The organism is Microbulbifer maximicatervae (SeqCode) (assembly GCF_052468295.1).
The window spans coordinates 4321923-4342451 of the sequence record NZ_CP174340.1 but is presented as its reverse complement, the minus strand read 5'-3'; the positions used below and the strand labels follow the sequence as shown (position 1 = coordinate 4342451).

Below are 20529 nucleotides of genomic sequence, written 5' to 3'. Positions count from 1 at the left end.
GGTGGATTTATGAAACACGCATTTGTAACCGGGGGAACCGGTTTTCTCGGCGCTAATTTGGTAGAGCAATTGGTTGGTGATGGATGGAAAGTTACCGCCATGCATCGGCGCACCTCCAATACCGATATGTTGCGTTCTCTGGGCGTCAATCTGGTTGAGGCCTCTCTGAATGACCCTCAGTCCCTTCAAGCTGCAATTCCAAATAATGTCGATGCACTTTTCCATATGGCGGCTAATACCAGTATGTGGCGCGGCGGTAATGCCCAGCAGTGGAAAGATAATGTTGAGGGGGCGGCGAATATTGCCAAAGTTGCCAGGGAGAAAAATGTAGGGCGTATGGTGGTGACCAGCTCAATTTCTGCTTATGGCTACCATAAGGAAAGAATTACTGAAGAAAGTGATAAGCTGGCAGATGACCCTCATCATCACTATCTGTACACGAAAAAAAGAGAGGAAATTGCCGTTCGCAAGGAAATTGAGCAGGGCCTGGATGCGGTATTTCTAAACCCTTGTGCAATTGTTGGTAAATACGATACCACCAGCTGGGCGCAGACCTTTTTTCTGATTGATAAAAATCAATTACCAGGTGTTCCACCGGGCTGGGGTTCTTTTTGCCATGCCGGTGCAGTAGCGCGAGCCCATATCGATGCGGTTGAAAAGGGACGGTGTGGCGAAAATTATATCCTGGCCGGAACGGATGCCAGTTTTTTAGAGTTCTTTGGAAAGATCGCTGAGCTATTGCATAAACCTGTACCAAAACGCACCACACCGGCATTTCTAATTCAATCTATCGCCTGGTTTTCTGACCTCTGGTCTCGGGTGAGTGGGCAAGAGCCGGTTATTACCCCTGAAAAAGCCACGTTGGTAACGCGGAGAGTCGTTGCTAGTAGCGCTAAAGCTGAATGTGAACTCGGTTATCAATCGGGGGTGGCTTTGGATACTATGTTATGCGAATGTCGCGATTGGTTAGTGCAGAACAATTTGTTGGAGTCGAAGTGAATCGTAATAATATTATTTTTGGGTTAGTTGCCTTGCTTTTGGTTTTACAGCTTATTCAGTATTACTTTTTCTCCGGCGCAAGCTAGTTATAAAAAGGAAGTAATGATGGCGGAAAAGCGCTGTGACTGGTGCCTGTCTACACCACTTTATCAAAGTTACCACGATGAGGAGTGGGGTAGGCCGGTTACCGATGATCAAACCCTGTTTGAGTTTTTGTTGCTGGAGGGGGCCCAGGCGGGCTTATCCTGGATTACAGTGCTCAATAAGCGGGAGAATTACCGTAAACTGTTTAATAATTTCGATGCTGAAAAAATTGCTCGGTACACGCCTAAAAAGGTAGAGAAATTACTCCTCAACCCGGGAATTATTCGCAACCGGCTCAAGGTTGAATCGGCCATCAAGAATGCGCGGGCAACACTCGAGTTGCGCGATCGCGGTATTTCCTTAAGGGATTTTCTCTGGCAGTTCACCGGTGGAAGAGTGATTGTTAATCGCCCCCGCTCCATGAAGCAGGTGCCGGCCACAACAGCAGAATCTGATGCGATGAGTAAGGCGTTAAAGAAAGCGGGTTTTAGTTTTGTGGGATCAACCATTATGTATGCGCATATGCAGGCAACTGGAATGGTCAATGATCACTTGGAAACGTGTCCGGCTCATCAGTGTTGTGTCGATGAGGCGCAGAATTTAGGTTTGGCTTGAATTTAAAATAGGGATTTATTTTCGAGGGTCGATGAATATTAATAGCTTGCTCAACGAGTACTGGCCCCAAGTAACAGCATTATCCCTAAAGCTGGCGGCCGCACTACTGGTAGTTTTGGTGACGCTGTTTGTGGCCCATCTTGCTCGCCGAGCGGTTGATCGTCTGCCGGACCGGTTTGATGTTACCTTGCGCCCGGTACTGCGCAGTATTTCGAGCTGGGCGGTTTATATTGTTGGCGCACTGCTGGTATTGGATGTCTTTGGTATTAACACTACCAGCTTAATTGCTCTACTCGGCGCTACTGGTGTGGCAGTAGCCTTAGCGTTGAAAGATACCCTGCAAAATATTGCTTCGGGGTTTCTACTGCTGGGATTGCGGCCGTTCCGCGTTGGGGATGTGATTCAGTTCGGTAACATAATGGGCACTGTTCGCGAGGTAGGGCTATTTACTACGGAGCTGGATACCACGGATGGGCTGCGTATTACCGCACCCAACAGTGCTATCTGGGGGCAAGTGCTCACCAACTTCAGTCGCAATAAGACTCGCCGTATCGAGATTGTGGCGAGTATCGCCTATGGCGATGACATTGATCGCGGTCTAACAGTATTACGTCGCTTGGTAGAACAGGAACCCCGTATTCTCGCTGAGCCAGAGCCAAGTTTCGCTGTTAAGGCGCTTGCTGACAGCGCGGTAAATTTACAGTTGCGGGCCTGGGCTGCCAATGATCAGTACTGGGATGTTTATTGGTCCCTGATGCAAAAGCTTAAGCCTGCACTGGAGGCAGAAGGCTTGACGGTACCCTTTCCCCAGCGAGAGCTACATATCGTGGACCGGGTCACAAGCCGGCGTTAGTCCATTACCGCAGGGTCACTTGTGGCAATATCCTGCTCCAGGTATTGGGTCCACCTAGTCCAAAATCTCCGATTTGCCTCAACTCAACGCAAACATATGGCGTTCTGGGGGGCATGAATCGACACCTCACCGAATTCGTGTCAAAGTTAGCGGCGTTTTTTTGTACAACTTTTGATCGAGATAGGAAGATGCCGATAAAGCTGAACAACCCACTGATCCCCAGCCTGCTGGCTGTCGCTATCCTTGCGGGCTGTCAGGGTGATAAGAGTACCCAGGCTGCAGCCAACGCAGATAAGCCCCAAAATGCGGTTGCCGAGGCCTCAGTAACTGTAGATGCGGTTGCCGAAACCAAGCGCCTGACTGAGTGGCTGGATGAGCGCTATGAGGAACAGCTGCAGTTCAGCCCGATTCAGCTGTCCTACCTGGGTCGCAAAGACCACTACGACCAAATCGACGATATGAGTGAGGCCGCAGAGGCTCGCCGCTTGGTTTGGCAAGAGAAAAGTGTTGAAGAGCTCAAGAAGAATTTCGACTACAGCAAGCTGACCCAGGAAGGAAAAACCTCCTACGATATCTGGATTTATCAGTTTGAACAGGCCAAGGCCGCTGCGCCGTTTATCCGTCACGGCTACATCTTTGAGCAGATGGGAGGTGCACAATCGCAGTTGCCCAACTTCCTGCTGAACTTCCACAAGGTCGATAACGTTGAAGATATGCAGGCGTATATCACCCGTATCGGTGGTATCTCCCGCGCGATCAACCAGTTGCTTGACCGCGCTAAGCTGTCGTCCAAAGAAGGTATCCGCCCCCCGCGCTTTGCCTATGAGGGTGCAATTGATCAGTCCAGTAAATTGATTGAAGGCGCGCCGTTTACCGATGGTGAAGACGCACCTCTGTGGGCCGGTGCCAAAGGGAAAATCGCTGAGCTGCTCGAAGCCGGTACTATTGATCAGAAGCAGGCAGACAAGCTGACTGCGGAAGCGCGCAAGGCATTAGAGACTGAGTTCTTCCCCGCATATAAAGGGCTGGTTACCTGGCTCAAGGCGGATATGCAGAAGGCCTCAGCAGAGCCTCAAGGTGCTAGTAGCTTGCCCAATGGTATGGCCTACTACAATCAGCGCCTGGTCAACACCACAACTACGGACCTGACTGCCGACCAGATCCACAATATCGGCCTGGAAGAAGTGGCGCGTATCCGTGGTGAGATGGAAACTATCAAGAAGCAGGTTGGTTTCGAAGGTAGCCTGCAGGACTTCTTCAAGTTTATTCGCGAAGATGGTCAATTCTACTACCCGAATACCGATGAAGGTCGCCAGGGCTACCTGGATGACTCAACCGCGTTCCTGGACAACATTACCCAGAAATTGCCGGAATACTTTGGCCTTCTGCCGAAAGCTGAGTTGGTCGTAAAGCGGGTTGAGTCCTTCCGCGAACAGGATGGCGGTGCCCAGCATTACTACCCCGGCACTCCCGACGGTTCCCGCCCGGGTATTTACTATGCGCACCTGTCCGATATGAGTGCCTATTCCACGACTGATATGGAAACTGTGGCCTACCACGAAGGCAACCCCGGTCACCATATGCAGATCTCAATTGCTCAGGAATTGGAAGGTATCCCGCAGTTCCGCACTCAGGCTCACTTTACTGTCTATGTAGAGGGCTGGGCGCTGTACTCTGAGAAGCTTGCTAAAGAAATGGGGGCCTTCGAAGATCCCTATAACCTGTTTGGCCACCTGACGGCTGAAATGTGGCGAGCCATTCGCCTTGTTGTTGATACCGGCCTGCACGCCAAAGGCTGGAGTGAAGAGCAAGCGGTGGAGTACTTCCTGCAAAACTCCGCAATCCCCGAGACTGCAGTACGTTCCGAAGTACGTCGTTACCTGGCGTGGCCGGGCCAGGCGACCGCTTACAAGATCGGTATGCTGAAGATTCAGGAGCTGCGCAAGCAGGCTGAAGATCAGTTGGGTGATAAATTCGATATTCGCGGATTCCACGATACCGTGCTGGGTGGCGGTGCTTTGCCAGTGCCCGTATTGGAGAGCCGCGTAGCCTCTTGGGTGGAATCAGTGAAGCAATCATAAGCTTCTTAGCTGACTCTTTTAAAAAGCCGGGCATAGCCCGGCTTTTTTATTGGGCTTATTTCTGTGAATATCGTCTGTGTATAGAGGAAAGCTGGTTTTCCCTAAAATAATTGTTTATGGAAAAGTCCCAATGGATTCAAATATTTACTCTGCCCCAGAGGCTGAATTAGATACTGTTTCAGAGGATGAAGCGCAGTTTTATATAGTTTCACCAACCAAGTTCTGGGTAATGAGTCTAGGTACAGTGGGTATCTATTCAGTTTATTGGTTTTACCGTCATTGGGCAGAATATCAGCGTGCTAGTGGAGAGAATATGTGGCCGGTTATGCGGGCGATATTCTCTATCTTTTTTACTCATTCTCTTTTTTCCAGGATTCAAAGCCGTATCGAGATTGATAAGGTGGATTACCGCTGGGTGCCGGCACTTTGGGCTACGTTATATGTAGTTTTTGCGATTGCCGGGGCTATTGTCGACAGGATTTCCTATTACTCCGATGTAATTTCATTGATCGATATAGTAAGCATACTTCTCTTACCCTTTACATTGTGGCCACTTTATGAGGGACAGAAAGCTGCCAATATGGTTAATGGAGATATTTCAGGACAGGCTAACTCGAGATTTACTCCCTGGAATTTTGTTTGGTTGGCTGTAGGGGCTGCGTTTTGGGGAGTGGGTATTTTTGGGGCTTATTATCTGCTGGGCAATGTATAAGAGAGGAGTATCTATGGGACGTTCAGGATTTATTATCGTCGCTCTGCTATTACAACTGTTTCCTTCCGCTTTATGGGCGGAGCCAACACCCACTGAAATTACCGTGCGCGCCAAGGCCATGGATGCCAAGTTTATTGGCTCCTCCATCGGTGGTGCCATGGTTATTATTCGCGATGCAGATTCTGGGGAAATTCTTGCCAAGGGGCTTACCCAAGGGAGCACCGGTGACACCACCAGAATTATGAAAACGCCCCGAGAGAGGTTCCAATCTATCGCCGATGGCGCTGCACATTTTACCGCTACACTGAATATCAGTGAGCCGGTGTTTCTGACGGTGGAAGTTCTTGCGCCGTATATCAAAAAACAGGCCCGAGTGGTGGCGCAGACACAGACATGGCTGGTTCCGGGAAAGCCTATTTCTGGTGATGGGCTGATTGTGGAAATTCCGGGAATGTTGGTAGATTTACTCAGCCCACAGACCCATCTCTATACAGGCTTGGACCAGAGTCCCTTTGAGATTCGCGCTAATGTGGTAATGATGTGCGGATGTTCACTTACCGATGGTGGGCTTTGGGATGGCAGTAAGATAGAAGTTGTGGCATTGGTTAAAAGAGATGGCAAATCATTTGCTCGAGTGCCGCTAGAGATACAGGAGACTATGAATACCTTTAGTGCGCCCTTTGCGACGGATTTGCCAGGTGTTTATGAAATTGTGCTATATGCCTATGATCCCAAGACTGGAAATACCGGTGTGGATCGGGGGAGCTTCATTGTGCGCTAGGCAAGTGCGGCAAGCCGTCTGAGATATGGATTTCTATGGATATTCGGCAGGCTACAGAGTATGACCTCGAAGGCATGTGGAGCCTCTTTAGTGTTGTGCGAATCAGAGGGGATCTGCCTTTCTCGCATAAGATCAGTCGAGAAGTGTTTTCTGCTCAATGGCTTAATGACGACTTACAGACTTATGTTGCCGAAGAGTTACCCCACCTGCTGGGGGTGTATAAATTAGGGGTTAATTTCCCTGGTATTCATAGCCATGTCGCGACAGCCAACTTTCTCGTGCACACGGATGTGCGCGATCACGGTGTAGATCGTGCACTGGTCCAGCATGCAATCGCCAGAGCCCAGGACGCCGGCTATTTGGAAATGCAGTTCAACTACGTTCCCAGCGACAGTGAGCCCGCAATAACCCTTTATACCGAGCTGGGCTTCACTATTATCAAAACGCTAGATAGAGCATTTACCGACCCTTTGGGAAGGTTGCAAGATGCTTATGTTATGCAGCGGTTTTTACAGTAGCTCGCCTGGTTATGGACCGGCAAAACCCAAAACACCAACAGGAAAGCCGGGAAGCGCTAATTGAGGAGCATCGACCGGAGCGTATTGAGGCGCGCTTGCGAAGTCGTCCACAGTCACAGTGGCTCTCTGATTTTGTTTTGGGAGCGATAGATGGCTGCGTAACTACCTTTGCCATTGTTGCAGGCGCTTTTGGTGCAGGCTTCTCCGAAGCGGTTGTGCTCGTGATGGGCTTTGCCAACCTTATCGCTGATGGTTTCAGCATGGCGGTAAGCAATTATGAAGCCGCCAGTGTGGAGCGTGAGCAACGAGCCGCGGCTATGCGTACAGAGCGTCAGCATATTGCTTTAATTCCCGAGGGAGAGCGGGAAGAGATCAGGCAGATTTTCTATCGAAAGGGATTTCGAGGTGAAGTTCTCGATAATATTGTTGCCACTATCACCACGAATCAAAAGCTGTGGATAGAGACAATGCTGGCGGAAGAGTACGGTATAAGCCGCTTAGAGCATAAGCCTCTGGGGGCGGCACTGATAACCTTCGCCGCTTTTTTGTGTGTAGGTGCTATTCCCCTGTTGCCCTACCTTTTCCACAGCCTTAATCCCGCCGAACAATTTTATGCGAGCGCCGTTCTTTCGGTCTGCGCTTTTTTTGCTATTGGCTTGTGCAAAGGATTGGTGTTTTCCCACCACCTGCTGGTGGCGGGCTTAAAAACTCTGTTTTTTGGCAGTAGCGCAGCGGTCCTGGCACTCGCCGTTGGCTATCTACTGCGCCACTTGGTGACTTAATATTTATGCGGCTACCACTTTGTTGCGCCCGCCATTCTTGGCTCGATACATACGTTTATCTGCTTCGGCCAATAGCTGATTGAGTGGCTTGCCATTGGTACTGCCTTCGACGACTCCGAGACTGATTGAGATTTTTACCGGGCGTGTATAGCGGCGACTGAGGGTGGATACTCTGCGACGAAGTTTTTCTGCAAGGACACTGCCGCCTTTCAAGTCAGTATTCGGCAATAGCAATAAAAATTCTTCGCCGCCCCAGCGCGCCACAATATCCTCAGACCGGGTGTTACTTTTCAGTATCTTGGCAACATCTTGTAATACGCGGTCGCCAAAGGAGTGCCCGTAGGTATCGTTGATCGTCTTGAAGTTATCTAAGTCTCCGATAAGGATGACATATTGATCTTTCAGCTCATCATTCCGGCGCTCTAATTCATGAATGGCGCGAAATGCTTCTCTGCGATTTGCCAATCCGGTCAATGTGTCCGTGGCAGCATAAGTCTCCAATTCACCTGTTAATCGCTGAAGGAGCTGCTGAGTTTGGTGGCGGCTACTGTCAAGTAATGCAGTTAGAGCCGTGAGTGCGCCAAATACTGCAATAAAACGCGCACGATAGGCCGTATCATATTTGGCCGTGAGTCCTGGGAAATCTGGATAAAACAGGATTGCTGCCGTAGCGAGACCTATGCCGAGCAGTGCGGTGGTGCCGGTTTTATAGCCGTAAAGGTTGATAAATCCGGGGACCAGCATAACTGCCCACATCAATCCGGTATTGTTTACACCACCAGTCATTAGTAAGTAGAAATACAGCGCCAATAAAAGAATTCCCACCAATAATGGCGTTTTCTCGGTAGGACCGATAATGTTGACAGTGATATATGCAAATAAAATAACCACCGCGACGATAAAAAGCGTCGATGCCTGCAGGATATTAGTTGCAGTAAGGGCGATGATCGCCATGGCTCCGGTGATAGCCATAGCGAATATCAGCATATAAGAGGAGGCTAATATCCGTCTGCGCAGATCTATGCGCTGCACTTCATCAATAGAGGTGGATATCGCGGGGTTTTGATTGTTATACCCTGAGCTCATAGTCATTCCCGTTGCTATACCGACTGCAACCTTCCGCTTGCTCGGGACCGTCCTGCATCATACAACTATGCTGGTAGCCACTGCCGGAGTGAAGCAATGGTGAGTATAGGGGGAATCTGTCACCGACCAAAGTAGCAAGCTACAGTATCAGTAACTCAAACTTTAGAACTGAGAAATCGTGACACAAATTCAACTGACTTCTGGCGATATCTTGACGATGCGTGGAGATGCGCTGGTGTGTCCGGCACACAAGCACCTTATTCGGGGGCGGGGGCTTTCAGCGCAGATTTATGCCCATTGCGGGACTCAATTAACTCCCCAGTGTACCAAGCAAAGAGCCTGCCCAGTCGGTGAAGCTCGCCTGACTCGAGCCTATGATTTACCGGTCGATTACTTATTGCATACTGTTACGCCCCAGTGGAGCAGTGGCGATCAATGGGGGAGCCAGGCCATAGTGCTGTTGAGGCACTGCTATGAAAGCGTTTTGGAGTTGGCGATAGAGCGCGGTTGCAAAACGATACTGTTTCCGGCACTGGGAGCTGGCACTAACCGCTTCCCTCACGAGATTGCAGCACACCAGGGATTGGCCGTTTTACGCGCTTATGCCTCAAGGTTCGAGAGACTCACAGTTTGTTTGCACTCACAAACTGCACTGGCGCAGTGGCAGAAAGTTGAGCAGCGCTTTTATGGCCATCATTGATGTGTCACGGGTAATTGGATGGGATTCAATCTACTTGTACTAATTATTTAGTAAAGCACTATTGATTCCATACAGTTACTGGTTACTTCAATAACCTAATGTGGCGTATATAAGTTAGTTCTGCGGTGCAGGCAGATCGAGCCATGGCATTTCTGTTTAAGTTGCAACAACTAACTTAGTTTTCTTCTGATCTCATGAGTTGGGAGTTATTCAGATGCAAGACAGCATTTTCTAACTCTTCCGTTGATTATTAAGTGCTATGCCTATATTTAATTATTTGGTTCTATCGTGCTAAATGTTGCTTTCGTTGGTCTTAACGAGCCATCTATTCGATAAAGTTAGTTATTAATGATTTAATAAATACGTCCGGCTTCTATGCGTATTTTTTAAACCTAATAAATTTTTAGTGCTATGAATTATTGTAAAGTCTGCATACAGGAACAAGAAATCTATGAAGATGTAGGACATAGATGTGCTTTGTGTCTAGGGTGGGAGTCTCCTAAGGTAAAAAAGAAATCCTCTTTTTTACAATTCCCAATGCCGCTGCTGAATCGAAAGCGCGTTATTATTCGCTGCAAGTGGGACTGGTTTGTCATCGTGCTTTCCCTTTTATTGGTGGCTATTATAGCTGTTTCTTACTTTAAGCTTTTAGTGTCTCGGCGAGTAGAGTCTTTAGCTGAGGGCGCTATCTTGGCAGACCTTACTAATGATGGATATATTTTATCAATGCTGCCAGTAATGTTTATTTCTATAATATTATTTGCGACCTTCTCTAAGCTGGTTTCATACTTAATCCCTACAGCAAGAGTAGAACTTGATAAGGAACTCGGTCTAAGATATTTTGAGGAATATGGGTTAAAGCAGTCAATTCGTAACAATTTAAGGATTCTCTCGTTTTTTTTGGTTTGCTTTTTACCTTTGATGGTTTTGGGACTAAATAATTATTTTGTTGTCAGTTCCAATGGGGTGAAATTAAATTCATTATTTTCCCTTTTTCCTAAAAAGTATAATTGGAGCCAGATACAGACGGTTGAAACAGCTACTGGTATTGGCGCGGCACGTAGCCGCTGGATTCCAAAATACATTTTAAGAATGGATGATAATATAAAAATTAATTTAATTGATTATAAGCTGCAGAGATTTATTGCCTCTTACCCCAGGCTCAGAATTTATCTGCGAGATCAAAAGCACATTAAGTACGAGCAAAATTTGACAGACGATGGTATTCGTTGGTTGAGAAATCATTTGTCAAAGGGCGACTTTGATAAAGTGATGCATATTTTACAAGATACGCCGTAATAATTATTTTGAGCGCGGACTAATAATAAATAGAAAGGACCCGATAAGGGCCCTTTTTATTAGAAGAAACATGCAGCCGCCTTCCTTGAGAAGGCGGCCAAAGTGTATCCAGGTTACTGGCAGGAACTCGCTTCCCAGTACTGGGGAGCGTTAGCCGGGGACCACCAGTTGGGTCCAAAGGTAGACACGTAAACCTGGCCTTCAAAGGTTACTAGGTCGCCAACTTGATAGCCTTCGTCACCAGCATATGGTTGCTGGAATTCGGGGCAGGAAGCGGTCTCACCTGAACCTTGATTGCTGTCGGTGTTGTCATCGGAACCGTTATCGGCGTTGTCGTCAGAACCGCTATCGGAGCCATTGTCGTTGTTATCGCCAGAGCCGTTGTCGGAACCATTGTCGGAGCCTTCGCCCTCAGTTTGACAGGTGGTTTCGGTCCACAGCGATGGCGCGGAACCTGGAGACCACCAGTTCGGCTCGTGAGTGGACTCGTAGGCAGCTCCTTCAAAGACAACAACGTCACCGATTGAATAACCTGGGTCGCCGGCATACGGCTGCTCAAATGCGACGCAGGCGCTGCTTCCGCCATTATTATTACTACCGCCACTTCCGGTATCGCCGGTATCGCCGGTATCGCCGGTATCGCCGGTATCGCCGGTATCGCCGGTATCGCCGGTATCTCCGGCATCTCCGGCATCTCCGGTATCTCCGGTATCTCCGGTATCTCCGGTGTCGCCGGTGTCGCTATCACTGGAGCCACCCTGTCCGAAAACTTCGAGTGCGGCATCGAGCAATGGGTACTGGTACTCATTGTTCTCCAATAACATTCCACCGCGGAGCTGCCAGATCATCACGCCACCCAGGCCCTGGTCGAGCACATATTGGGCGCGTGCGGCGATAGAAGTCGTATCTTCGAAAGAGATAAAACCGCCATCCTCAAACCAACCATAGTGGGTGACGGCCTCGGGATCGTAAGCGGTCTGGAATGAAGAGTCGCTCTGCATTTTCTCAACGATCTGGTAGTAGCGCGTCTCGGTGTCAGAGCCCCAGTGAGCGACGTCTTGTCCGGAGGCGGCTTCACCGATTGCGGTGGCGCCAGCCACGCTGCGGCCGTAGTGGGACATACCCAGGGTGATCTTCTCAGCAGGAATATTGCCCTCAGTCATCCACATATTGCGGCAGCTGTCTGCGTCGAAGCCTTCGTTGACCTGGCCTTCATAGGGGTACAGCGGCGAGGTATGCTGGGCTACGGTATCCCAGTCGCCACCAAAGTCATAAGTCATCAGGTTGACATAGTCGAGGACTTCGCCCACAGCAGCAAAATCATAACCCTCTTCTGCAATCGAGGGGCCACAGGCCACGGCAGCGGTCAGTTCCAGATTTTTGCCGGTCTCCGCTTCAACCTCATCGAAGCGCGCGCGCAGCTCTTGCAGCAGGGTGGTGAAGTTTTCTTTGTCGATCGAGCGTCCGCCGTTCGGTGCATAGCCGGGGTATTCGAAATCGAGATCGAGACCATCGAAATCCCAGTCAGTAAGCAGTGTCACTGCATTTTCGATAAAGGCTGCACGTGCGGTGTCGCTCTCCATCATCTCAGAGACTTTGTGGGATAGGGTCCAGCCGCCCATAGACAGGATTGCCTTGGCACCGTCGTCATGTACCGATTTTACAAAACCTGATTCATGGTCATTCCAGCCCTGGCAGACCGCGGGCTGAATACTGGAATCGTATTGGCTGTAGGGGTGCCAGAATTGCGGCGAGCATTTTACGGGACCATCACCGGCGCCGCCGGAAAATGATTGGGCGCCCAGGCCGTAGAAAACGTAGGGATCGGTAAAGTAGATGTTGCCGTCTTCGTCATTCCAGGCAAAGGCGTACTGAACGTGAGTGAGCTTGGAGAAATCCACGTTGTCATGGGTGAAGGATGAGTCGGCCCAGTATTCCCAATCGGCCCAATAGGCAGATACACGTTTAGAGGTTTCTTGTGCGCTGACGTTTCCGCTGATGGCGATTGCTGCTGCGAGTGCCGCCGCAGCTTTTAATTTAAACCCAAATTTAGATCCGCGTTCACTGCGGCTGCCCACCAACATCCTTGTTCGATCCTGAGATTGCAGGAAAGAAAACATTAGATTGACCTCCCATAGGTCTTAATTATGTATAAAGAAATTTGTCGTTATATGTGGAAAAATTTGAATAAATGGAGAGGTAAAAGTTCCGCGGGGAAATGTGGAATAAATGTGCAAGCCACGGAGAGTAGTGGCTGAGTGACTATATTTATTTTCGCTGTAATTTTGTGATGGGGACAATAAAAAGTGCGGACATAAATTTAATTGCACCTTCCAGGAATAAATGTTTGAGCAGAGCAACGATAAAAATGGTCGATTATTTAATATCAAAAGAAGATAAATTTTCTTTTTGGGGTAAGAGATTGGAAAAAAATACCGGATTCTGGCGAGCGATATTTACGGCCTCTTGCAGGCAGCCTCCCTGCAGTTTAGTGCAGCACGGCTTCTGTCGAGTTAATCAATCACCTCTTTACTATGGAATGTTGCTACGGAGAAGTTTTTGATTGTCCCTCTTCAGGGATTGAAGATGTCATGATATGGCAAAAACAAAAAAGGGCCCAGAGGGCCCTTTTTAAAGTTGAAGAAAATACTAATTATTTCTTCGCACGCTTGCGCATATTTTCCTGCAAAATTTTCTTGCGCAGGCGGATAAAGTTGGGAGTCACCTCTACCAATTCATCGTCTTCGATGAATTCCAGAGCCTGCTCAAGGGTGTGACGAATGGGTGGTGACAGAGTGAGCGCATCGTCAGTACCTGACGCGCGCACATTAGTGAGCTGTTTGGCCTTGGTAGGGTTTACTACCAGGTCGTTGCCACGGGAGTGAATACCGACGATTTGGCCTTCGTAGACCTCTTCGCCGTGGCCCAGGAACAAGCGACCACGATCCTGCAGTGCGAACAGACCATAGGCGAGGGTTTTGCCCTTGACCATGGAAACCAGTACACCGTTGATGCGCTTGGCCACCTCACCCTGCTTCACCGGACCGTAGTGGTCGAAGATACTGGTCATAATGCCAGAACCACTGGTGATGGTAAGGAATTGGGAGCGGAAGCCGATCATGCCGCGCGAGGGCACGATAAAGGTTAGGCGCACGCGACCTTTGCCATCGGGCTCCATATTGGTGAGATCGGCCTTGCGCAGGCCCAGCTCTTCCATAATGGGCCCCTGATGAGGTTCCTCAACATCGATAACCACTTCTTCATAAGGCTCGTGGATCTCTCCGTCGACCTCTCTCTGCACCACTTCGGGGCGGGAAACGCCCAGCTCGAAACCTTCTCGGCGCATGGATTCGATCAGGACAGACAAGTGCAATTCGCCTCGGCCGGAAACCTTGAACTTATCAGGAGAGTCGCCTTGCTCTACACGCAGGGCCACGTTGTGAATCAGCTCCTGGTCAAGACGCTCTTTGATGTTGCGCGAGGTAACGAACTTGCCGTCCTGGCCAGCAAAGGGGGAGTCGTTGACCTGGAAGGTCATGCTTACGGTGGGCTCGTCCACGCTCAGGGCGGGCAGGGCTTCTGGAGTATCCAGATCGCACAGGGTATCGGAGATATTTAGCTCACCCACACCGGTGATACACACGATATCGCCAGCACTGGCTTGCTCCACTTCTACACGCTCCAGGCCGAGGTAACCCATAACCTGCAGGACCTTGGCTTTGCGCGAGTTGCCCTCGCGATCGAGAACTACCACTTGCTGGTTCGGCTTCAGGGTACCGCGAGTGATACGGCCAACGCCGATTACGCCTACGTAGCTGGAGTAGTCCAGAGCGGAAACCTGCATCTGGAAGGCGCCGGTGGGGTCAACCTTCGGGGGCTCAACCTTGTCCACAATCATCTGGAACAGCGGCGTCATATCGTCGGCCAGGTCGGTGTCGTCGAGACCGGCGATGCCGTTCAGGGCGGAGGCGTAGACAACCGGGAAGTCCAACTGCTCGTCGGTGGCGCCGAGGCTGTCGAACAGGTCGAATACCTGGTCCATCACCCAGTCGGGGCGAGCGCCGGGGCGGTCGATCTTGTTAATCACCACGATCGGGTTGAGGCCCTGCTCAAACGCCTTCTGGGTTACGAAGCGAGTCTGCGGCATGGGGCCATCTACTGCGTCTACGAGCAGCAGAACTGAATCCACCATGGACAGTACGCGCTCTACCTCGCCGCCGAAGTCGGCGTGCCCTGGGGTGTCGACAATATTGATGCGGTAGTCATTCCAGCGGATAGCGGTGTTCTTCGCCAGGATGGTGATGCCACGCTCACGCTCTTGATCGTTGGAGTCCATGACGCGCTCGGCGCCTTCGTCGCGGCGGTCGAGAGTGCCGGACTGGGACAACAGCTTGTCCACAAGGGTGGTTTTGCCATGGTCTACGTGGGCGATAATCGCAATATTGCGCAGATTCTCTATCACTGGGGGCCTCTGGGCGTTAAATCTTGGTAAGTCGGGGCGGGGGCCTGCGGGGTTTCTACAGCAGCATTCCGGCCAAAGGCGGCGATTATAGGGGGGCCGCATGACAATTGGGAGTGATTTTGAGTAAAAAATCACCGCCCCGGGGCGCTGATCGCTTTAAAACCCGCGCGGGCGGTGATTGCCCGCGCCTTGAGCAGAAGTTACTTCTTAATGGTTTCCGGTCTGTGGGGAATCAGCGGGCGCAGCACGCCCACATTGCGAAAACCTTCATCCAGCAGGTGTGAGGCGTGCAGGCGGCTCATAACGCCTTTGGAGCAATACAGGAGGTACTCACGCTCTTGGTCCAGGTGGGCAAAGTTGTTGTTGAGACGGTAGAAAGGAATAGTCTGCACCTCACAGCCTAGCTCCAACGGGTCCAGCTCCTCTTCATCCGGGTGGCGGATATCGATAACCACTGCGCTGCCCGGCTCCTCGCGGATCTCCACATCCGGTGCTTCGCCATCGACTTCTTCGATCACCTGATCAATATTTTGCATCACCCGATTGCTGATAGCGCGATCGAGGACGGTGAAATCGAAGCGGTTTTCCTCGGACTCCACTTTTTCAATTTTGGCGCGGGTGGTGGGTTTAACCGAGATAACGCCGCAGTACTCCGGCATATTGGCGGCAAACTCTTCGGTGCCGATGGCCCGGGAGGTGCGGATAATATCGGTCTTGTCGGTGGTGATCAGTGGGCGCAAAACCAGGGTGTTGGTAACACTGTCGATCACCGACAGATTTTTCAGGGTCTGGCTGGAAACCTGGGCGATGGCTTCACCGGTGACTACGGCGTCCACCTCCAGCTCCTTGGCGATTACATCGGCAGCGCGCAGCATCATGCGTTTCAAAATAACGCCCATATGGGAATCGTCGACCCGCTCGAGAATCTCTGCCACTACTTCGTCAAACGGCACGGTGATAAAGCGCACCCGGTGGGAAGCGCCGTATTTGTTCCACAGATAGTAGGCGACTTCTTTCACGCCCAGCTCGTGCTGGCGTCCGCCCAGGTTGAAGAACAGGAAGTGGGTGCGGATACCGCGCTTCATGGTCATGTAACTGGCCACGGTAGAGTCGAAGCCACCGGAGACCAGTGACAAAACCGGGTCTTGCGTGCCCAGGGGGAAGCCGCCCAGGCCGGGATGCTGCTCTTCGATCACGTTGAGCTTGTCGTGGCGGATCTCCAGCTTAACGGTGATGTCGGGGTTTTTCAGTTTGACTCCGGATGCCTCGGTATTCTTGTTGAGGCCGCCACCCACATACTGTTCCACATCCAGAGACTGGAAGTCGTGTTTGCCGGTGCGTTTAACCCGTACACAGAAAGTCTTGTCTTTCAGGGCTGCGCCCCAAACCGACAGGGTTTTCTCGTACATGTCGTGCAGGTCACCCAGGGGGAACTGGCGCACGCGGGAGAAGTTGGCGATGCCGGGGGTGTGAGAGAGCACCTCTTCGATACGTCCACCCAGGTGGGACACAGCATCGGGCGCGATCACATCGATCTTTTCCCAATCCTTTCGCACCTGGATACGGTCGTCCAGCTGGCGCAGCAGGCGCTGCAGGTTGTCCTTGAGCTGGCGCGACATGCGCTTGCGCACAGGGTTGCTCTTGATGGTGATCTCTGGAAAAAACTTGACGACAAAGTGCATGGGAATCCGTGGGGTACCGCATGTTGATAGAAGGTGCGGCATTATAAACTAGCCAGAGCCAAGTTGGTTGTGCACTGTTTGCGGGCGAAGCGAGAACAAATATGTTCTATTTTGGTGCGTATTTATGTGGCTGCTCGGCCACAATACATCTATCCTGGCTGCGTCAGCACTTTGCTGGGGCTCGCACCGGCGCCAACCGGGACTATGAGGCGATTGCCCTAATTTGGCACACTCCTTGCTTTATTTCACGCCAGGTAGAGAGTGAATGCCGGCAGCGACAGCAAGGCATAGCGACCAATTACTTTTCAAGACCTGGAGGACTGCAATGTCAGCGAAAACGCTCGGTTTGATTAATGAAAGTGAAGCGAAATGGATAGACCTGCGCTTTACCGATACCAAGGGTAAAGAACAACACGTTTCCATCCCTGCGTCGGAAGTTGACGGTGAGTTCTTTGAAGAAGGCAAAATGTTCGATGGTTCTTCCATCGCCGGTTGGAAGGGCATCAACGAATCCGACATGATCCTGATGCCGGACGACGAGACCGCTTTCCTCGACCCCTTCACCGATGAGAGCACTGTTATCATTCGCTGTAACATCGTTGACCCAATTACCGGTCAGGGTTACGAGCGAGATCCTCGCTCCATCGCATTGCGCGCTGAGGAATACCTGAAGTCCACTGGTCTGGGTGACACCGCTCTGTTCGGTCCCGAGCCCGAGTTCTTCGTATTCGACGATATTACCTGGGGTGCTGAAATGGGCGGCGCCTTCTACAAGATCAACTCCGAAGAAGCAGCCTGGTCCTCTGGTCACAACTTTGCCGAAGGCAATATTGGTCACCGCCCCGGCGTTAAAGGCGGTTACTTCCCGGTTCCTCCGGTGGATTCCCTGCACGACGTTCGCGCCGCAATGTGTTCTGCGATGGAACAGATGGGCCTGCGCGTAGAAGTGCATCACCACGAAGTAGGTACTGCCGGCCAGTGTGAGATCGGCGTTGCCGCCAACACTCTGACCAAGAAAGCGGACGAAGTACAGATCCTCAAGTACGCTGTACACAACGTTGCCCACGCCTACGGCAAGACCGCGACCTTTATGCCCAAGCCGCTGGTTGGCGATAACGGTTCCGGTATGCACGTTCACCAGTCCTTTAGCAAGGATGGCGTAAACCAGTTTGCCGGTGATGCCTACGCTGGTCTGTCCGAAGCTGCTCTGTACTACATCGGCGGTATCGTTAAGCACGCTCGCGCCCTGAACGCGCTGTGTAACGCTTCCACCAACTCTTACAAGCGTCTGGTACCTGGCTTCGAAGCGCCGGTAATCCTGGCTTACTCTGCGCGCAACCGCTCTGCGTCTATCCGTATTCCTTTCGTGCCCTCCCCGAAAGGCAAGCGCATCGAGACTCGCTTCCCGGACCCGACCGCCAACCCCTACCTGTCTTTCGCCGCGCTGCTGATGGCGGGGCTCGACGGTATCAAGAACAAGATCCACCCTGGCGACGCTGCGGACAAGGATCTGTACGATCTGCCGCCGGAAGAACTGGCTGAGTACCCGACTGTCGCTTCCAGCCTGGAAGGCGCCCTGGATGCTCTGGACCAGGATCGCGAGTTCCTGACAGCCGGTGGTGTATTCACTAACGATGCTATCGATGCCTACATCGAGCTGAAGCGTGAAGAAGTAGAGCGTCTGAACATGACCACTCACCCGGTCGAGTTCGATATGTACTACTCCGTGTAATGGCGACCGGCATCACGATGATGCCGTCGAGCCGTTCTCGAAAAGCCCGCGCCACTCTGGTGCGGGCTTTTTTATTGCGAGTACACTGTCAGTGGAAGTGAATTGAGTGCCGCTATGCGGAGGCTCAGGAATATCCCATTGGCCCGATCTGGGAAGAAAGGAGCGTCCGCCCTGCGGTCGAAAACACTATGGCAAGGTTTTGGCAATTAAAGGCCCTGTTACTCGCAATGCCTCTGGTGGCAGTTGCGGCTTCTCAAGAGAATGAAGAGGCTGGCGCGATCTACAAAGTGGTTGGGCCCGATGGCCAGGTCAGTTTTAGCGATACACCACCGGCAAATGGCAACTCAGAGAAAGTGGATTTAGCCCCAATCAATATCCAGCCAATTGCGCTGCCCCGCCAGCTGCCCACAAGAAAGCTGTCGCCCAAAAGTGATGATGGAGAGTTGGGGCCGGTATCGATTCGAATTGTGAGTCCAATTAATGAGGCGACTATTCCGCCAGGGCAGACACTGATAGCGCTTCAGGTGGATGTGGCCCCCAATTATCCAGAGGGCGCTAGCTTTTATGCGGTTATTGATGGGCAGCGCTGGCAGGGAAGTTCGGCTGGTAACTCCCTGGATATCTCCGCCCTGGTCCGCGGTACCCATACGCTCAAGGCGGTTCTGCTAGGGCCCAAAGGGCAAGTATTGGCCCAGTCGCAAACGATCACAATTCATGTCAAGCGCCCGATAGCTCGGGGGTGAATGTTTGAGGGAGTGCAAAGCTCCCGCTACCCCTTACTTCGCTCTAAAGTCCGCCTGCCTGTTTTTTGACCTATGCACCTTAATGGTGCATTCTCTCTGTGGTCGGCGGCATCCTATTTCTGAGACTGAATACTCGCAATGCCGTTGTTGCTAATCGCGCACTGATTGTGTCCGGTTGAAGCTGCTTCCGCCTACAAATGCCAGCTTATGCGCCATTTTGGTTTGCTTTTTGCACTGACTAGATACAGCGCTAGTTTGCTGGGGGTGACCAAAGGGAGTTTGGTCAGAGCCTCGGAATGAATCGGAAATTTTGTGAATGCTGAATGATCGCCAGTTGCGCCAATTACTCGATAGCCTGACTTCCGCAGTGTTGGTGCTGGATGAAAACTTATCGCTTTGCTATTTGAACAATGCTGCTGAGGACTTGTTTGCCGCCTCCAGTACCCGGGTTAAAGGCTCGAAGTTGGAGGAGGTGGTGCGAGAATCTCCCACTGCCTATGAGGCTATGCGGGAAGCATTGCGCAAAAATGAGAAGTATACAGTGCGCCGGGCCAGTTGGAGGTTGAACAATCTTGAAACCCGGACCGTGGATTACTCAGTCAGCCCGGTCCCCGAGTTTTCTGTGCTACTTGTGGAAGTGCAGCCGATGGATCGCCTGTTGCGAATTGCCAGGGAAGATGCGCTGCTCAGTGCCCAGGAAACGACACGAAACCTGGTTCGCGGTATGGCCCATGAGGTCAAGAACCCCCTCGGTGGTATCCGCGGGGCTGCACAACTATTGCAGCGCGAGTTGCCGGACCGGGAGTTAGACGAATATACACAGATTATCATCGAGGAAGTGGATCGCCTGCGCAATCTGGTTGACCGTTTATTGGGACCACGCCAGCCGGTAGTACTGCAACCGGTTAATGTGCACGAGGTTCTGGAGCGGGTTGCCCAGTTGCTGGATGCTGAGTGTATCGGTGAGCTTCAAATTCGCAGGGACTACGATCCGTCTATTCCCGATGTCCCCGCCGATAGCGAACAATTGATTCAGGCGCTGCTTAATATTGCCCGCAACGCCATGCAAGCCATCGATGAAAGTATTGGCCTCAGTAGTGGGGAGATGGTATTGCGTACGCGTATCCAGCGCCAATTCACCATTGGCCGCCGAAATTGCCCATTGGTCTGCCGTATAGAAATTGAAGATAACGGCCCGGGCATACCGGAGGAAATTCGCGAGCGGATATTCTTCCCGATGATCTCCGGCCGCGCCGAGGGTTCAGGTCTTGGACTTTCGATTTCCCAGAACATTATCAATCAGCACAAGGGGTTGATTAAGTGTGACAGCCAACCCGGCCGTAGCATTTTCCAAATTTATCTGCCCCTGACTACCGAATTAGCAAATACAGGAACCTAGA

Annotated in this window: 18 protein-coding genes; 14 read left to right on the top strand and 4 right to left on the bottom strand. The window is 51.3% G+C overall.

What is annotated here, in order from left to right:
• Positions 1–9: 9 nt before the first annotated feature.
• The 8 genes from ACJJIQ_RS19245 (at position 10) to ACJJIQ_RS19210 (ending at position 7425) form a co-directional block, all read left to right on the top strand.
• Positions 10–999: an SDR family oxidoreductase gene (locus tag ACJJIQ_RS19245; RefSeq protein WP_444918531.1), complete on the top strand. Its 990-nt coding sequence runs from the start codon at positions 10–12 to the stop codon at positions 997–999.
• Between the two features lie 105 nt (positions 1000–1104).
• Positions 1105–1698: a DNA-3-methyladenine glycosylase I gene (locus ACJJIQ_RS19240; RefSeq protein ID WP_445362763.1), complete on the top strand. Its 594-nt coding sequence runs from the start codon at positions 1105–1107 to the stop codon at positions 1696–1698.
• Positions 1699–1729: 31 nt separating this feature from the next.
• Positions 1730–2551, top strand: a complete 822-nt coding sequence (locus tag ACJJIQ_RS19235; protein WP_445362762.1) for a mechanosensitive ion channel family protein — start codon at positions 1730–1732, stop codon at positions 2549–2551.
• 188 nt (positions 2552–2739) lie between these two features.
• Positions 2740–4632 carry a DUF885 domain-containing protein gene (locus ACJJIQ_RS19230; protein WP_445362761.1) on the top strand — a complete coding sequence of 631 codons (1893 nt, stop codon included), beginning with the start codon at positions 2740–2742 and terminating at the stop codon, positions 4630–4632.
• Between the two features lie 130 nt (positions 4633–4762).
• Positions 4763–5344: a hypothetical protein gene (locus ACJJIQ_RS19225; protein ID WP_445362760.1), complete on the top strand. Its 582-nt coding sequence runs from the start codon at positions 4763–4765 to the stop codon at positions 5342–5344.
• A gap of 13 nt (positions 5345–5357) precedes the next feature.
• Positions 5358–6125 (top strand): hypothetical protein, encoded by a 768-nt coding sequence (locus ACJJIQ_RS19220; protein ID WP_445362759.1) that lies wholly within the window; start codon positions 5358–5360, stop codon positions 6123–6125.
• 35 nt (positions 6126–6160) lie between these two features.
• Positions 6161–6643, top strand: coding sequence for a GNAT family N-acetyltransferase (locus ACJJIQ_RS19215; protein WP_445362758.1), 483 nt, complete (start codon positions 6161–6163; stop codon positions 6641–6643).
• An 11-nt stretch (positions 6644–6654) separates the two neighbouring features.
• A complete protein-coding gene (locus tag ACJJIQ_RS19210; RefSeq protein ID WP_445362757.1) occupies positions 6655–7425 on the top strand; it encodes a VIT1/CCC1 transporter family protein in 771 nt (256 codons plus the stop codon).
• Between the two features lie 3 nt (positions 7426–7428).
• On the opposite strand, the gene ACJJIQ_RS19205 is transcribed toward ACJJIQ_RS19210, so the two are convergent.
• Positions 7429–8511 carry a GGDEF domain-containing protein gene (locus ACJJIQ_RS19205; protein WP_444895763.1) on the bottom strand — a complete coding sequence of 361 codons (1083 nt, stop codon included), beginning with the start codon at positions 8509–8511 and terminating at the stop codon, positions 7429–7431.
• Between the two features lie 178 nt (positions 8512–8689).
• On the opposite strand from ACJJIQ_RS19205, the gene ACJJIQ_RS19200 reads away from it, so the two are divergent.
• Together ACJJIQ_RS19200 and ACJJIQ_RS19195 are read left to right on the top strand one after the other, a co-directional pair.
• A complete protein-coding gene (locus ACJJIQ_RS19200; RefSeq protein WP_444958908.1) occupies positions 8690–9211 on the top strand; it encodes a macro domain-containing protein in 522 nt (173 codons plus the stop codon).
• A 537-nt stretch (positions 9212–9748) separates the two neighbouring features.
• A complete protein-coding gene (locus ACJJIQ_RS19195; protein ID WP_445362756.1) occupies positions 9749–10510 on the top strand; it encodes a hypothetical protein in 762 nt (253 codons plus the stop codon).
• A 113-nt stretch (positions 10511–10623) separates the two neighbouring features.
• On the opposite strand, the gene ACJJIQ_RS19190 is transcribed toward ACJJIQ_RS19195, so the two are convergent.
• From ACJJIQ_RS19190 to thiI, 3 genes are all read right to left on the bottom strand, one after another.
• Positions 10624–12630, bottom strand: a complete 2007-nt coding sequence (locus ACJJIQ_RS19190; protein WP_445362755.1) for a glycosyl hydrolase family 18 protein — start codon at positions 12628–12630, stop codon at positions 10624–10626.
• Between the two features lie 533 nt (positions 12631–13163).
• Positions 13164–14972: a translational GTPase TypA gene (gene typA / locus ACJJIQ_RS19185; RefSeq protein WP_282930811.1), complete on the bottom strand. Its 1809-nt coding sequence runs from the start codon at positions 14970–14972 to the stop codon at positions 13164–13166.
• A gap of 200 nt (positions 14973–15172) precedes the next feature.
• Positions 15173–16654 carry a tRNA uracil 4-sulfurtransferase ThiI gene (gene thiI, locus ACJJIQ_RS19180; RefSeq protein ID WP_445362754.1) on the bottom strand — a complete coding sequence of 494 codons (1482 nt, stop codon included), beginning with the start codon at positions 16652–16654 and terminating at the stop codon, positions 15173–15175.
• Positions 16655–16755: 101 nt separating this feature from the next.
• Between thiI and ACJJIQ_RS19175 the strand changes: the two genes are divergently transcribed.
• The 4 genes from ACJJIQ_RS19175 to glnL all read left to right on the top strand — a co-directional run bounded on the left by ACJJIQ_RS19175 (position 16756) and on the right by glnL (position 20528).
• Entirely contained in the window at positions 16756–17004 is a 249-nt protein-coding gene (locus ACJJIQ_RS19175; RefSeq protein ID WP_444895768.1) for a hypothetical protein, read from the top strand.
• A complete protein-coding gene (gene glnA / locus ACJJIQ_RS19170; protein WP_108734896.1) occupies positions 16980–18386 on the top strand; it encodes a glutamate--ammonia ligase in 1407 nt (468 codons plus the stop codon). Before ACJJIQ_RS19175 ends, glnA begins: the two co-directional genes overlap by 25 nt.
• Before the next feature lie 188 nt (positions 18387–18574).
• Positions 18575–19129 (top strand): DUF4124 domain-containing protein, encoded by a 555-nt coding sequence (locus tag ACJJIQ_RS19165; protein ID WP_444895769.1) that lies wholly within the window; start codon positions 18575–18577, stop codon positions 19127–19129.
• Positions 19130–19445: 316 nt separating this feature from the next.
• Positions 19446–20528 carry a nitrogen regulation protein NR(II) gene (gene glnL, locus ACJJIQ_RS19160; RefSeq protein WP_444918519.1) on the top strand — a complete coding sequence of 361 codons (1083 nt, stop codon included), beginning with the start codon at positions 19446–19448 and terminating at the stop codon, positions 20526–20528.
• Position 20529: the final 1 nt, after the last annotated feature.

Bases quoted from the DNA above. Each gene is read 5' to 3' on its own strand.
- ACJJIQ_RS19245 (WP_444918531.1), top strand. From the start codon at position 10: ATGAAACACGCATTTGTAACCGGGGGAACCGGTTTTCTCGGCGCTAAT.
- ACJJIQ_RS19240 (WP_445362763.1), top strand. From the start codon at position 1,105: ATGGCGGAAAAGCGCTGTGACTGGTGCCTGTCTACACCACTTTATCAA.
- ACJJIQ_RS19235 (WP_445362762.1), top strand. From the start codon at position 1,730: ATGAATATTAATAGCTTGCTCAACGAGTACTGGCCCCAAGTAACAGCA.
- ACJJIQ_RS19230 (WP_445362761.1), top strand. From the start codon at position 2,740: ATGCCGATAAAGCTGAACAACCCACTGATCCCCAGCCTGCTGGCTGTC.
- ACJJIQ_RS19225 (WP_445362760.1), top strand. From the start codon at position 4,763: ATGGATTCAAATATTTACTCTGCCCCAGAGGCTGAATTAGATACTGTT.
- ACJJIQ_RS19220 (WP_445362759.1), top strand. From the start codon at position 5,358: ATGGGACGTTCAGGATTTATTATCGTCGCTCTGCTATTACAACTGTTT.
- ACJJIQ_RS19215 (WP_445362758.1), top strand. From the start codon at position 6,161: ATGGATATTCGGCAGGCTACAGAGTATGACCTCGAAGGCATGTGGAGC.
- ACJJIQ_RS19210 (WP_445362757.1), top strand. From the start codon at position 6,655: ATGGACCGGCAAAACCCAAAACACCAACAGGAAAGCCGGGAAGCGCTA.
- ACJJIQ_RS19205 (WP_444895763.1), bottom strand. From the start codon at position 8,511: ATGAGCTCAGGGTATAACAATCAAAACCCCGCGATATCCACCTCTATT.
- ACJJIQ_RS19195 (WP_445362756.1), top strand. From the start codon at position 9,749: ATGCCGCTGCTGAATCGAAAGCGCGTTATTATTCGCTGCAAGTGGGAC.
- ACJJIQ_RS19190 (WP_445362755.1), bottom strand. From the start codon at position 12,630: ATGTTTTCTTTCCTGCAATCTCAGGATCGAACAAGGATGTTGGTGGGC.
- thiI (WP_445362754.1), bottom strand. From the start codon at position 16,654: ATGCACTTTGTCGTCAAGTTTTTTCCAGAGATCACCATCAAGAGCAAC.
- ACJJIQ_RS19175 (WP_444895768.1), top strand. From the start codon at position 16,756: ATGTTCTATTTTGGTGCGTATTTATGTGGCTGCTCGGCCACAATACAT.
- glnA (WP_108734896.1), top strand. From the start codon at position 16,980: ATGTCAGCGAAAACGCTCGGTTTGATTAATGAAAGTGAAGCGAAATGG.
- ACJJIQ_RS19165 (WP_444895769.1), top strand. From the start codon at position 18,575: ATGGCAAGGTTTTGGCAATTAAAGGCCCTGTTACTCGCAATGCCTCTG.
- glnL (WP_444918519.1), top strand. From the start codon at position 19,446: ATGCTGAATGATCGCCAGTTGCGCCAATTACTCGATAGCCTGACTTCC.